Annotated in this window: 9 protein-coding genes and 2 tRNA genes; 4 read left to right on the top strand and 7 right to left on the bottom strand. The window is 62.8% G+C overall.

Translation table 11 applies throughout. From position 1 onward, the window contains the following. The first annotated feature begins 231 nt into the window (after positions 1-231). On the top strand, positions 232-2,130 hold the full coding sequence (locus LOY33_RS06510) for a potassium transporter Kup (protein WP_043864257.1): 1,899 nt from the start codon (positions 232-234) through the stop codon (positions 2,128-2,130). 74 nt (positions 2,131-2,204) lie between these two features. Here LOY33_RS06510 and LOY33_RS06515 read toward each other — a convergent pair whose 3' ends face one another. The 4 genes from LOY33_RS06515 to LOY33_RS06530 form a co-directional block, all read right to left on the bottom strand. Continuing rightward, positions 2,205-3,497 (bottom strand): virulence factor family protein, encoded by a 1,293-nt coding sequence (locus LOY33_RS06515; protein WP_043864256.1) that lies wholly within the window; start codon positions 3,495-3,497, stop codon positions 2,205-2,207. Continuing rightward, a complete protein-coding gene (gene mprF / locus LOY33_RS06520) occupies positions 3,497-6,139 on the bottom strand; it encodes a bifunctional lysylphosphatidylglycerol flippase/synthetase MprF (protein WP_043864255.1) in 2,643 nt (880 codons plus the stop codon). The genes LOY33_RS06515 and mprF overlap by 1 nt, the downstream gene beginning before the upstream one ends. A gap of 224 nt (positions 6,140-6,363) precedes the next feature. Beyond that, positions 6,364-6,440: transfer RNA gene (locus LOY33_RS06525), tRNA-Met, on the bottom strand. A 132-nt stretch (positions 6,441-6,572) separates the two neighbouring features. Continuing rightward, a tRNA-Met gene (locus LOY33_RS06530) sits at positions 6,573-6,649 on the bottom strand. A 213-nt stretch (positions 6,650-6,862) separates the two neighbouring features. Between LOY33_RS06530 and dinB the strand changes: the two genes are divergently transcribed. After that, positions 6,863-7,927, top strand: a complete 1,065-nt coding sequence (gene dinB / locus LOY33_RS06535) for a DNA polymerase IV (RefSeq protein WP_043864254.1) — start codon at positions 6,863-6,865, stop codon at positions 7,925-7,927. Positions 7,928-7,972: 45 nt separating this feature from the next. On the opposite strand, the gene LOY33_RS06540 is transcribed toward dinB, so the two are convergent. The 3 genes from LOY33_RS06540 to LOY33_RS06550 all read right to left on the bottom strand — a co-directional run bounded on the left by LOY33_RS06540 (position 7,973) and on the right by LOY33_RS06550 (position 12,097). Next, positions 7,973-8,920 carry a lipoprotein gene (locus LOY33_RS06540; protein ID WP_043864253.1) on the bottom strand — a complete coding sequence of 316 codons (948 nt, stop codon included), beginning with the start codon at positions 8,918-8,920 and terminating at the stop codon, positions 7,973-7,975. A 20-nt stretch (positions 8,921-8,940) separates the two neighbouring features. Continuing rightward, positions 8,941-10,656 (bottom strand): proline--tRNA ligase, encoded by a 1,716-nt coding sequence (locus LOY33_RS06545; RefSeq protein WP_043864252.1) that lies wholly within the window; start codon positions 10,654-10,656, stop codon positions 8,941-8,943. A gap of 166 nt (positions 10,657-10,822) precedes the next feature. Continuing rightward, the gene (locus LOY33_RS06550) at positions 10,823-12,097 is read right to left on the bottom strand and encodes an OprD family porin (RefSeq protein ID WP_043864251.1); all 1,275 of its coding nucleotides are present in this window, start codon (positions 12,095-12,097) and stop codon (positions 10,823-10,825) included. 771 nt (positions 12,098-12,868) lie between these two features. Between LOY33_RS06550 and LOY33_RS06555 the strand changes: the two genes are divergently transcribed. After that, positions 12,869-13,294 (top strand): HIT domain-containing protein, encoded by a 426-nt coding sequence (locus LOY33_RS06555; RefSeq protein WP_078480040.1) that lies wholly within the window; start codon positions 12,869-12,871, stop codon positions 13,292-13,294. Positions 13,295-13,297: 3 nt separating this feature from the next. After that, positions 13,298-13,504, top strand: a complete 207-nt coding sequence (locus LOY33_RS06560) for a SlyX family protein (RefSeq protein WP_043864249.1) — start codon at positions 13,298-13,300, stop codon at positions 13,502-13,504. Positions 13,505-13,623 lie beyond the last annotated feature (119 nt).

Consider the following 13,623-nt stretch of genomic DNA (forward strand, 5'->3'; position numbering starts at 1 on the left):
AAGGTGGCAGCCCTGACGGGCGCTTTGGGGCGCCTCTGATCAAAAAGTGCGCAATTCTAGCGAGGCACAACGCGCTTGACTAGCAGAAATGCGACGAACGCTGCGCTATGCTTCGCGCCATCGCTCCCGCGTCGTTCAGCGCTGCGTTCGGCACGCTGCGACGGGTTGCAAAAATGATAGCGCCTGGCGCGAATTTCGCCGGCCTCTGGGTCTTGGTTGCGGGAGTGGTTGATGGTTCAGGCAAGCAGTCAGGCCAATGCCGGGCATACGGCGGCAAAGCCGCTGAGCCTGCTGGTGGCGGCAGTCGGGGTGGTATACGGCGATATCGGTACCAGCCCCTTGTATACCCTCAAGGAAGTCTTCTCCGGCGGCTACGGGGTGCCGGTCAACCATGATGGTGTGCTGGGCATCCTGGCGTTGATCCTGTGGTCGCTGATCTGGGTGGTGTCGATCAAGTACGTGCTGTTCATCCTGCGCGCGGACAACCAGGGGGAGGGTGGCATCATGGCCCTGACCGCGCTGGCCCGACGAGCGGCTGCACCTTATCCCAGGCTGCGTGCGCTGCTGGTGGTGTTCGGCTTGTTCGGTGCGGCGCTGTTCTATGGCGACAGCATGATCACCCCGGCGATTTCGGTGCTGTCGGCGGTCGAAGGCATGCAACTGGCGTTCGATGGCATCGATCACTGGGTGATACCGGTGGCGCTGGTCGTGCTGGTGGCGCTGTTCCTGATCCAGAAGCACGGTACCGCGCGCATCGGCATTCTGTTCGGGCCGGTGATGGTGGCCTGGTTCGTGGTGCTGGCGGCCCTGGGCGTGCACGGCATCGTCCAGCGCCCCGAAGTGCTGCAGGCGCTCAACCCGATCTGGGCCGTGCGCTTCTTCATCGTCCACCCCGGCATGGGCGTGGCGATTCTGGGCGCCGTGGTGCTGGCGCTGACCGGGGCCGAGGCCTTGTACGCCGACATGGGGCATTTTGGCCGCAAGCCGATCGCGCGGGCCTGGTTCGCGCTGGTGCTGCCGGCGCTGGTGCTCAACTATTTCGGTCAGGGCGCATTGCTGCTGGAGAACCCCGAAGCGGCACGCAACCCGTTCTACCTGCTGGCCCCCGGCTGGGCGCTGGTGCCGCTGGTCGGGCTGGCCACCCTGGCCACCGTGATCGCTTCCCAGGCGGTGATTTCCGGGGCCTTCTCCCTCACCCGCCAGGCCATCCAGCTTGGTTATGTGCCGCGCATGCAGATCCAGCACACCTCCAGCGACGAGCAGGGGCAGATCTACATCGGGGCGGTCAACTGGTCGCTGATGGTCGGGGTGATCCTGCTGGTGCTGGGCTTCGAGTCCTCCGGCGCGCTGGCGTCGGCCTATGGCGTTGCGGTAACCGGGACCATGCTGATCACCACCATCCTGGTGTCGGCGGTGATGTTGCTGCTGTGGAAGTGGCCACCGCTGCTGGCGGTACCGGTACTGCTGGGCTTTCTGTTCGTCGACGGGCTGTTCTTTGCCGCCAACGTGCCCAAGGTGCTGCAGGGTGGGGCATTTCCGGTGCTGGCAGGGATTGCGCTGTTCATCCTGATGACCACCTGGAAGCGCGGCAAGCAGATCCTGGTGGAGCGCCTGGATGAGGGCGCGTTGCCATTGCCGGTGTTCATCGCCAGCATCCGCGTGCAGCCGCCGCACCGTGTGGAAGGTACGGCGGTGTTTCTGACCGCGCGTTCGGACGCGGTGCCCCATGCGCTGCTGCACAACATGCTGCACAACCAGGTGCTGCACCGCCAGGTGGTGTTGCTCACCGTGGTCAACGAGGATTCACCGCGGGTACCGCCACAGCGGCGTTTCGAGGTGGAGGGGTATGGCGAGGGGTTCTACCGGGTGATCCTGCATTTCGGCTTCATGGACGAGCCGGACGTGCCGGCGGCGTTGAAGCTGTGTCACCTGGACGAGCTGGATTTCAGCCCCATGCGCACCACCTACTTCCTCAGCCGCGAGACGGTGATCGCATCCAAGCTGGTGGGCATGTCGCGCTGGCGTGGGGTGCTGTTTGCCTTCCTGCTGAAGAATGCCAACGGCAACCTGAGGTTCTTCAACCTGCCATTGAACCGGGTGATCGAGCTGGGTACGCAGGTGGAGATCTAGCGGGACCTTTCGCCGCCAAGGCGGCTCCTGCAGGATGCGATCCGTTGCAGGAGCCGGCCTTGCCGGCGAGGCTTCTACTGTTCAGCGACGCTGGACTTTCCCTGGCGCGTTTCGATCTCGCTGATCAGGCGTTTGGCCAGGGCCGGGTAGTTTTCGTCGAAGTGGTGCCCGCCGGGCAGCTTCACGCGCTCACCCACGGCGGTATGGTCTGTGCAGCCGCTTTCATCGGCCTCTTCTTCACCATAGATGCACAGCACCTTGCTCGGCGGCATCCTGGCCATCTCAGGCCCGGTTGGCGCCTCCTTGCCGGCATTGCCCAGCCAGCCCTCGACCTCGATCTCGAAACTGCCACTGCGCGCGAACGCCAGCAGAATCACCGCATCGATGCGCTTCTGGTCTTCGGGTGGCAAGCGGTTGTAGATCGCCGGCAGCACGTCGGCACCGAATGAATAGCCGGTCAGTACGAAGCGTTTGGTGCCCCACTTCTGGCGGTAGTGCTGCATCAGCTCGGACAGGTCGACTGCGCTCTGCTCCGGTGTCTTGTGCTGCCAGTAGTAGCGCAGGGTATCGATGCCCACCACCGGGTAGCCCAGCTTGGCCATCTCGCCCGCCACGTCGCGGTCAAGGTCGCGCCAGCCGCCATCGCCGGACAGGAACAGCGTCACGGTGTCGGTGGTCTGGCCGGCCGGCACTTCCACCACCGGAATGCTCAGTGCATTGCCATCCACGCCCAGCAGGGCCTGGGTCAGTTGGGCCTTGAGCACCTGGGGCAGGTGGATGTCGTAATCGCTGATGCTGGTCTGTGCATTGGCCTGGTCGCGCACGAAGGCGGCACTGGCGTCATCCGGGTTGTCGTTCCAGGCCACGTTCCAGTGACCATGGGCGGCCGACTTGGGCAGCGCGGCGCTGCAGCCGGGCTGCTCGATGCTGAACCCCACGGAGATGGCCTGGGCCTTGTCGTTGGTCTGCCCGGCCAGCCAGCTCCAGGCCAGCCCGGCTCCCGGGCCGATGCCGGCAACCAGCGTCGGCGTGCCCTGCAACTGTTGCAAGGCCTGCTGCAGCGCCTGCTGCTGCAGGTTGCAGTCGCTCGGCGGCAGGATCACCTGTACCAGCTGGGCGCGGGCACTCTGGCTCAGGTCGATCAGTTGCTTGTCGCTCAGGGCCTGGTCCTGCGGCACGGCCACGGCCACCAGGTCCTTGCCTCGCGTGCTTGGGGTAACCCGCACCAGGCTGCTGCCATCGGCCAGGGTCAAATGTTCAAGGTGCGGTTGCGGGGCAGGGCGGGCCCACAGCCAGAAGCCCAGGGCCGCCGCGAGCAGGGCCAGCACCAGGGCGGCCAGTACATGAAGCCAGTAGCGTCGAATCATCAGCGTTTCACCAATCCGGTCAGGCCGCCTGCAATCAGGGCGGCGGTATCGGCCAGGGCCACCAGGGGATCGAGCCCGGCGGGTACGGCCATGTAACGGGGTTCCCAGTCAGGCTGGAACTTGTCTTTGAAGCGGCGCAGGCCCTGGAAGTTGTACAGTTGCTCGCCGCGCTGGAACACCATCGAGCCCAGGCGCTGGGTCAGAGGTGCGCCGCGACGCGGCTGCAGCCCGGACAACGGCACCATGCCGAGGCTGAAGCGCGCATATCCATGCGTCTTGTAGTGTTGGATCAGGCCGATCATCAGAAACTCCATGGTCAGCTTTGGTGCTTGCGGGTGCGCGCGCATCAGGTCCAGGCTGGCCAGCTCGCGGCTGTGGGTTTCGAGCAGGTTGGCAAAGGCCACCGGCTGGCCCTGGAAGCGAATCAGCGCGATGCGGAAGTGCTGCAGGTACTCTGCGCTGAAGCGGCCCAGCGAAAAGCCTTTTTCGCGCACGTTCTTGCCTTCGAGCCAGGCATCGGAAATCACCTTCAGTTCCTCGAGCGGGGCTTGCCCGGGCTCGTGGATCTCCAGGCTCAGGCCGTCGCGCCCGCCGCGGTTCCAGGTATAGCGCAGGTCTTTCATCTCCTTGCCCTTGGCGTCGAGGTCGAAGCGCAGCAGGTCCACGCGGGCCTCTTCGCCCAGCTTGATCGCGGTCAGGCCGATGTCCATGTAGAAGGGCAGGTTCTCGGCACGCACCTGGTAGAACACCGGTCGAGCGTGGTGGATATCGCACAGGTCGCGAAACTGCCAGATCATCTCGGCGCGGCGCTGGGCCGGGCCGATCGGGTCGTACAGCGCCACCAGGCTGCGCCCGCGGCGGGCGTACATCAGGAAGGCGTCATCCTGAGGGTGGAACAGCAACGCCTTGTCGCCGGTCAGCGCCAGGCCGCCATCGGGCTGGTCGGAGCTCTGCAGGATGCGGTTGGCCCGTTGCAGCTCGTCACCTGTAGGCAGGTGGATGGTCGGGCGTGCGGTACGCAGCAGCCAGGTCAGTGCAACGATCACCAGCAGTACCGCGCTACCGAGCAATGAGCGCAGCCCGCGCGGGGCATCGGCGTCCAGGGTGAACTGCCACCACAGCTGGTGGCTGTAGGGCACGTCCTGGTAGGCGAACAGCAGCAGCCACACCGACGCGCCGATCACACAGGCACTGGCCACCACGTAGACCGGCGAGAAGGGCAGCTCGAGCAGTCGGCTGGGCCGGTAGAACGAACCGCGGAACACTGCCAGCAGGCAGGCGGTAAACGTCAGCAGGCTGGCCTCTTCCCAGTCGAAGCCCTTTAGCAGCGACAGCAGGGCGCCGACCAGCAGCAGCACGGTGGTGAGTATCCAGGCTGCCGACAGGCGCCGCCGCAGGCCCTGGGCCAGCAGCAGGCACAGCACGCCGATCAGGCTGGCGCCGAAGTGCGAGGCATCGATCAAGCGGTGCGGCACCAGGAAACCCAGGTGCTCCAGGCGCGTGTCGATTTCAGGCGTGGCCCCGGAGAACAACAGCACCACGCCCGACAGGAACACCAGAATCGCCAGTACCGGTGCGGCAAGCCCGGAGGCCACCTTCATGGCCTGGCGCGCGAACAGAAAGCGCTTGGCTTCGCTGGCCAGCAGGACCACGCAGGCCACCAGCAGCGGCAGCACGACATAGATCAGGCGGTACAGCAGCAGCGCAGCGGCAAGTGGCGCTGCCCCCAGCTGGTCGGCGAAGGCGGCCAGCAGGATGGCCTCAAAGACCCCGACCCCGCCGGGCACGTGGCTGAGCACACCGGCAGCCAGGGCCAGCAGGTACACCAGCAGGAACGCACCGAAGGGCGGAGCCTCGGGCAGCAGCAGGTACAGCACCGTGGCGGCGGCGGCCACGTCCAGTGCGGTGATCAGCAGCTGCAGCAAGGTCAGGCGCGCGCCCGGCAGGCGCAGTGTGCGTCGGCGTATGCGTACCAGCAGGTTGTCGGCCAGCGGCTGTTCCGGCAGTCGACGCCGGTACAGCCCGTAGGCCAGGGCCATGCTCAGGCCCAGTACCGCGACGGCGATGGCGGCCAGTACCGGGGCCGGCGTGCGCAGCGCCATGGCCGCGGCGGGCAGGTTGCTCAGGGTGGCCAGCGCTGCCAGCGGCGGCAGCGCGCAGCCCAGCGACAGGCTGGCAAACAGCGTCATGCGGGCCACTTCGGCACCGCCTATGCCGTGGCGGGCGTACAACCGGTAACGCACCGAGCCGCCGGACAGCAGCGACAACCCGATCGCGTTGCCGATGGCGAATGCACAGAAGCCGCCCATGGCCAGGGTGGCTGAAGGCAGCCGGACCCCGGCATAACGGCTGGCTGACCATTCATAGCCCAGCAGGATGACAAAGCCTGCGACCGTGGCCAGCAGTGCACCGGCCAGGGCGGGCTTGGGCACACTCAGCAGCGAGTCGTGCAGGGCATAGATATCCAGCTCGCTGAGCAGATGGCGACAGGCAATCAGGGCGATGCCGAACAGTAGCAGGGTGACCGCCAGGCCGATCGGCTGACGATACCGGCTGAGCAGTTCCAGCCAGCGCAGGCGATGCGGGGCGATGGGCTGGGCGGCGCTAACGGGGGTTTCTGCTTCGGGCGTTTGTGGGCGCATCAATCACCTTTTTGGATTGCGCGCGACTGGACGATGTATCCGACCAAGTTACCAATCCCTATGGAAAAATAATGTCTGAATCTTACTCGCGATCATGCCGATCCGCGCCCATCAGGATAGTTAAAGAAGTTTCATGCTGCCGCAAGGGCATGGAGAGGAGGGGAAGGTATTTTTCGCCAGACGCAAAAAAGGCCACTTTTTTCAAAGTGGCCTTTCCTGTTGTTTGGTTGCGGGAGCCGGATTTGAACCGACGACCTTCGGGTTATGAGCCCGACGAGCTACCAGACTGCTCCATCCCGCGTCTGTGGGGCGGATTCTACAGCGTATGGAGATGCTGTCAATGCTTAATTGTTGATTTACAACAAAAACCTGCTATGGGCCAAACAGCGCCCAACAAAAAAGGCCACTTTTTCAAGTGGCCTTCTCTGATGTTTGGTTGCGGGAGCCGGATTTGAACCGACGACCTTCGGGTTATGAGCCCGACGAGCTACCAGACTGCTCCATCCCGCGTCTGTGGAGTGGATTCTACAGATATCTCAGAACGTGTCAACCGCTAAAATCCAGAAATCCTTTTTTGTTCAATTGCTTAGCGTTTGTGATCTGGCTGCGGGCGCGCTAAGGCGGGGGCTGCAGGGCATTTGCCCGGGGTGACGGGTGCAGGGTGCAGCCGGTGGTGACGAGTGAGATACTGCGCGTACGAATCAACGGTGTTAACGGTCATCCATGTCCCAACGCAAGATCATCCACATCGATTGCGACTGTTTCTACGCAGCCATCGAGATGCGCGACGACCCGCGGCTGGCCGGCAAGCCTCTGGCCGTGGGTGGCTCGGCCGACCGGCGCGGGGTGATTGCTACCTGCAACTACGAAGCGCGGGCCTTTGGCGTACGCTCTGCGATGTCGTCGCACCACGCGTTGAAGCTGTGCCCCGACCTGACCATCGTCAAGCCGCGCATGGATGCCTATAAGGAAGCCTCGCGGGAGATTCACAACATCTTCCGCGAGTACACCGAGCTGATCGAGCCATTGTCGCTGGATGAAGCCTATCTGGACGTATCCGACAGCCCGAAGTTTTCCGGCAGTGCCACGCGCATTGCCGACGACATTCGCCGGCGGGTGTCCCAGCGCCTGCACATCACGGTATCGGCGGGGGTGGCGCCCAACAAGTTCCTGGCCAAGATTGCCAGTGACTGGCGCAAACCCAACGGCTTGTTCGTGATTACCCCGGCACAGGTGCAAGACTTCGTCGCCTGCTTGCCAGTGACCAAGCTGCATGGAGTTGGCAAGGTCACGGCTGACAAGCTGGGGCGCCTGGGCATTGTCGATTGCAAGGATCTGCGCGAGTGGGACCGCCTGGCCCTGGTCCGCGAGTTCGGCAGTTTCGGCGAGCGTCTTTACGGGCTGGCGCGCGGCATTGACGAGCGGGTGGTGCACAACGACAGCCGGCGCCAGTCGGTGAGCGTCGAGAACACCTACGACAGCGACCTGCCGGACCTGGCCAGCTGCCTTGAAAAACTGCCTGAACTGCTGGAATCGCTGGGCGGTCGCATGGCCCGGATCGACGACAGTTACCGGCCGGGCAAGCCGTTCGTCAAGGTCAAGTTCCATGACTTCACCCAGACCACCCTGGAGCAGGCGGGGGCGGGGCGTGATCTTGAAAGCTACCGGCAACTGCTCAGCCAGGCTTTCGCGCGTGGCGCCAAGCCGGTCAGGTTGCTGGGAATTGGCGTGCGGTTGCACGACTTGCGTGGGGCGCATGTTCAGCTGGAGCTGTTCACGCCCGAGTGAAACGCCAGGCATCGTGGTCGATGCCTGGCGTTCATGGTGCTGGAGCTACTTCGCGCCGGGGTCTGCCACCAGGCGGCCGGCATCCCTGGTCAGCGCCTTGAGAAACTCCTGTTGCAGCTCCGGATCATTGCGGGTCAGCTCGATCAGGCTCTGTTCCAGCTCGCTGGCTTCCTCTTCCAGGCCGAGTTCGGACAAGCGCTTGACCCGGTGCACCCACTCGCTCACCTCGTCGTCTTCAAGGTCGTCGTAGATCAGCTCATGGGCTTCGACCAGTTTGCCGCGCAGCGTTGGGCTGAGCAGCAGGCTGGCGTCGGCACGCACGTTGTTTTCTTCATCGGCCACGGCCAGGTGCAAGGTGCCCACCTGGGTCAGGTTCTGTTCGGTGAACGGGCTGTCGAGCAGGTTCAGGCGCAACACACCATTGCGGTCGGTGGTCAGCTCGTGGGTGAGCTTGCCAGCCTTGACCTCGACCGGGCGTTCGCCCCACGGCAGGCTGGTGTACTCCTGGCGTTTGTCTTTCTGCACTTCGCTGATACTGGCCAGGTTCTGTTGTGCGCGGCCGTTGGACTGCACGTTCATGAACGGGTTGAGCCCGGCCACGCCATAGCTGAGCCAGTCATGGGTCACGCTGTCGGGCAGGTTGCCCAGTGCGAACACATTGACCACATTGGCGCCGATACCGGCAACCACGGCCACTGCGCCCAGCGGGATCTCGTAGATTTCGCGCCAGGGTTGGTAGGGCGTGTAGCGATCATAACGACGGGTCACTTCGAATTCGGTGACTTCGAAGTTCTTCTGTTCGTGAACGCGCACGCGCCGTTGCGGCAGCTCGAGTACCTTGGGCTCTCCGACATCGATCTGCAGGCTGTGCTCGAGCAGCTTGCGCTCGATCCGCTCCTCATGCTCGCTGCGCTGGGACATCTGGTTGGCGCAGCCGCTGAGCAGCACGGCGCCGCACAGGGCGGCGCCTCCGAAGGTGATTCGCTTGAACATGGCTACTCTTGTATTGGCTATCAGCGACGAATACGGGCTTGCAGGAACGACAGCACCTCGGCCACGGGCAAGGCCTGGGCCTCGCTGTCCTTGCGGTACTTGTATTCCAGGTTGCCTTCGGCCAGGCCCCGGTCGCTGACTACGATGCGGTGCGGGATGCCGATCAGTTCCATGTCGGCGAACTTGATCCCCGGGCTGGTTTTCTTGTCACGGTCGTCCAGCAGCACTTCGAAACCGGCGGCTGTCAGCTCGGCGTAGAGCTTGTCGGTGGCTTCGCGCACTTCGGCGGTTTCGTAGCGCAGCGGTACCAGGGCGATCTGGAATGGCGCGAGGCTATCGCTCCAGATGATGCCCTTGTCGTCGTAGTTCTGCTCGATGGCAGCGGCGACCACGCGCGAAACACCAATGCCGTAGCAGCCCATGGCCAGGGTCACCGGCTTGCCGTTCTCGCCCAGCACCTGGCACTTGAGTGCTTCACTGTACTTGGTGCCCAGCTGGAAGATGTGCCCGACTTCGATGCCGCGCTTGATCATCAGCGTACCCTTGCCGTCCGGGCTCGGGTCGCCGGCTACCACGTTGCGCAGGTCGGCGATTTCCGGTACGGGCAGGTCGCGCTCCCAGTTCACGCCGAAATAGTGCTTGTCGTCGATGTTGGCACCGATGCCGAAGTCGCTCATGAAGGCCACGGAACGGTCGATGATGCACGGCAGCGGCAGGTTCAGCGGGCCCAGGGAACCGGCGCCGGCGCCGATGGCGTCACGCAGTTCGGCGTCACTGGCCATCACCAGCGGGCTGGCCACCTGTGGCAGGTTGGCAGCCTTGATTTCGTTGAGCTCGTGGTCGCCGCGGACGATCAGGGCAATCAGCTTGCCTTCTTCGGCGGCATGCACGATCAGGGTCTTGACGGTGCGCTCGATAGGCACGCCGTAGTTTTCGACCAGGGCAGCGATGGTTTTCGCGTCCGGGGTATCGACCAGGCGCAGCTCCTCGGTGGGGGCAGGGCGCACGGTTTCCCGTGGGATCGCTTCGGCCTTCTCGATGTTGGCGGCGTAGTCGGAGCTGTCGCTGAAGATCACGTCGTCTTCACCGGACTCGGCCAGCACGTGGAATTCGTGGGACCAGCTGCCACCGATCGAGCCGGTGTCGGCCTGCACGGGGCGGAAATCCAGGCCCAGGCGGGTGAACACATTGCAGTACGCCTGGTGCATGCGGTCATAGGTTTGCTGCAGGGATGCCTGGTCGGCATGGAAGGAGTAGGCATCCTTCATGATGAACTCGCGACCGCGCATCAGGCCGAAGCGCGGACGGATCTCGTCGCGGAACTTGGTCTGGATCTGGTACATGTTCAGTGGCAGCTGTTTATAGCTGCTCAGCTCGTTGCGCGCGAGATCGGTGATGACCTCTTCGTGGGTAGGCCCCACGCAGAACTCGCGACCATGACGGTCCTTCAGGCGCAGCAGCTCGGGGCCGTACTGCTCCCAGCGGCCGGACTCCTGCCACAGTTCAGCGGGCTGAATGGCCGGCATCAGCACTTCCAGGGCGCCTGCGGCGTTCATTTCCTCGCGTACCACGGCTTCGACCTTGCGCATCACGCGAAGGCCCATCGGCAGCCAGGTATAAAGGCCGGATGCGAGCTTGCGGATCATGCCGGCACGCAGCATGAGCTGGTGGCTGATGACGACCGCGTCGGAAGGGGTTTCTTTCTGTGTGGCGAGCAAATATTGACTGGTGCGCATGGTAGGCCGTTGTCGGTTGCTTAACTGAAATGACCCCGCATTGTACGGGGGCGATTCGGTGACGTATAGGATGGTGGCGCGGGAAACTGCGCCAAGTGCATCAACACAAAAGAAAAAGCCCGGCAGGGCCGGGCTTTTTCGAGCTGGGGTCCGTGAGCCGGAAGGCTTACAGGATGCTCAGCGGGTACTCGACGATCAGGCGCAGTTCGTCGATCGAAGGCGACGAGTTGTTGTACACCGCATCGCTGGAGCGGTAGGTGGCCTGGCGAACGCGGAAGCTCAGGTCTTTGGCCGGGCCTTCCTGCAGTACGTACTTGGCTTCGATGTCGCGTTCCCACTCTTTGCCGTTGTTGCCGGAGGAAACGTTGGCATCGGTACCACGGATGTAGCGGGTCATGAAGCTCAGGCCCGGTACGCCGAAGGTGGCCATGTTGATGTCGTAGCGAGCCTGCCAGGATTTCTCGTCTTCGGAGTTGAAGTCCGAACGTGCCACCGAGTTGGCCAGGAACACGGTACCGCCGCCGTCGACGCCGTAGGCGTAGCCGCCGTCGCCGCTGATGCGCTGGTGCGCCAGGGTGAAGGTGTGCGCGCCGATGGTGTAGGCGGCGGACAGGCTGAATGCACGGCTGTCGATCTTGTCGCCGTCGTAGGCTTTTTCCAGCGCGGCGCCGGTGCTCTTGGTGTTGTAGAAGTTGAAGTCGAACACCAGGCCCTGCTCGTCGTTGATCGGCAGGCTCCAGTTCACGTTGGCGTAGTATTTGCGCCAGTAGTCTTCGACCTTGGAGTAGTAGAGGCTGGTGCTGAGCTCGTCGCTGAACGCGTAGGTGCCGCCCAGTACGTCGGCCTTGGTCAGGTGGATGCCGCCGTCACGGTTGGTCTGGTCTTGTGCGGTGATGCTGGTGAAGCGACCGGCGTTGAGCGTCAGCCCCTTGATTTCGTTGCTGGTGATCAACGCGCCCTGGGCCATTTCAGGCAGCAGGCGGCTGTCGTCGGTGGCCAGCACTGGCAGCGAGGTGAACTGGTCACCCACTTTCAGGACGGTGTCGGAAATCCGGAACTTGATGGCTGCGCCGCCTTTGGAGTAGTCATCCTGCGAGCGTTCGTCGGAGCCGGTCGGGAACAGGCCGGTGCCGGCAGTGCCCTTGCCGCCGTCCAGTTTCAGACCCAGCATGCCGATTGCGTCGACGCCGACGCCGATGGTGCCTTGGGTGAAGCCCGACTCGAAGGTGCCGATGAAGCCTTGGCCCCACTCTGCAGCGCGGCTCTGCTCGGTGTTGGGGACGTTGCGGTAGTCACGGCTGAAGTACAGGTTGCGAAGTTTGACGTTCAAGCTGCTGTCTTCTACAAACCCCTTGGATTCATCCTGAGAAGACGCCATGGCCAGCTGCGAGGTGCCTGCCGCTACGGCCAGGGCGATTATGCTCCACTTCATCACGCGCATCGTGATTTGCTCCTTTGGTTTTGGAAGATTACGGCCTTGCCCCCTGGTTTTTTTATGGGGCGGCTCTTTCTTTTTTGAGTCGGCGAAATGTATATCACGCTGACTGTCGTTGGCGATACTTGCGAAAGGAACCTTTCATTAACTTTATGGTCCCGTCGCAAACGGTTAAATCCCTGTCGCAAATTACGCCCCGGCATGACCGGTGCGTTCAACTACAGCGCTGTTTCGCGGAGCAGCAAAGGCAGCGCAATCACGCCAAGCCTTTGATGCCAAAACTCCCTGGTTGCCCTTGCAGCTGTTGTTATTTGTCGCACTTGGCTTGCTTATGCAGGCGCCATGCCGACGTTGGGCAGAGATGAATGCAACAAGCGTGCTCAATTGCGCTGTGTGTTGATGAAATTTTCACATTTCGTTGGCCGAAGGGCGCGTGGTGCCCGAAAACCGGGGGTGTACAAATCTTTTGGTTTGAGGGTCGATGCCGTCGCGGAATAAGCAAAAAATCGACTTTGAAGTCAAAACGTTACCGGCTTGTAGGACAAGTGAGTAGTTTTCGGTAGGAGGCGGTGCTGATTGTGTTCGCGAGGCGCTATTTTGGTGCGAAAAGTAGCGTTTTGTTACCGGCGTGAGCGGACCTCCTGCGTGCAGTGTGGTCTGCCTGCTCCGGGATGGAGCGCCATGTACTCATGCCTGTGACTCCAATCGGGAGTATCCTTGCGTCAATCACCTGCCGGGTGCAGGTATCGGGATTGAAAGGTGCGAGGAGATTGTTCTGTGTTTGCTCTTGATTCACGTTTGCAACAAGACACGATTGCGTTGGGGGACTTTCCTCTTTGTCGCTTGTTGCTTAGTAAGGATGCTAACTATCCGTGGTTCATTCTGGTGCCGCGGCGTCCTGCTGTCAGCGAAGTATTCGAACTTGATGAAGAGGCGCAGCAGCAACTCTGGCAAGAGACCACGTTGCTGGCCAAGTTGCTCGACGGGCTGTTCGATGCCGACAAGATGAATGTCGCGACCCTGGGCAACGTCGTGAGCCAGTTGCACATGCATGTGATCGTGCGACGCCAGAGCGATGTGGCATGGCCTGGCCCGGTGTGGGGGCGCGTGCCGGCGCTGGTTTATACAGCCGAGGCGCTGGCTCATGTGCGCCGCATCGTCGAGCGTGAGCTTGGTGATTATCTTCAACCGATCGAGGCTTGAATCATGACCCTGGAAGCACGGGTAACCGAGTTGGAGAGTCGTCTGGCATTTCAGGACGATACGCTGCTGGCGCTGAACGATGTGCTGGTGGAGCAGCAGCGGGTGGTTGAGCGGCTGCAGCTGCAGATGGGCGCGCTGCTCAAGCGTTATGAGGAGATGGTGGGGCAGTACGAGTCCAACGAGGAAGAAGCGCCGCCCCCGCACTATTGATGCATGCGCCTCGCGCAGCGGGCTTAAAGGCTCAGTGCAGATCGACAGCAGAGCAGGGCGGGTGAGTAGGCGTAAAAAAAAACCGCGATCGGCCGAGTGGCCGTCGCGGTTCTTCACGC

The organism is Pseudomonas sp. B21-036, from assembly GCF_024748925.1.
Lineage (GTDB): Bacteria > Pseudomonadota > Gammaproteobacteria > Pseudomonadales > Pseudomonadaceae > Aquipseudomonas > Aquipseudomonas palmensis.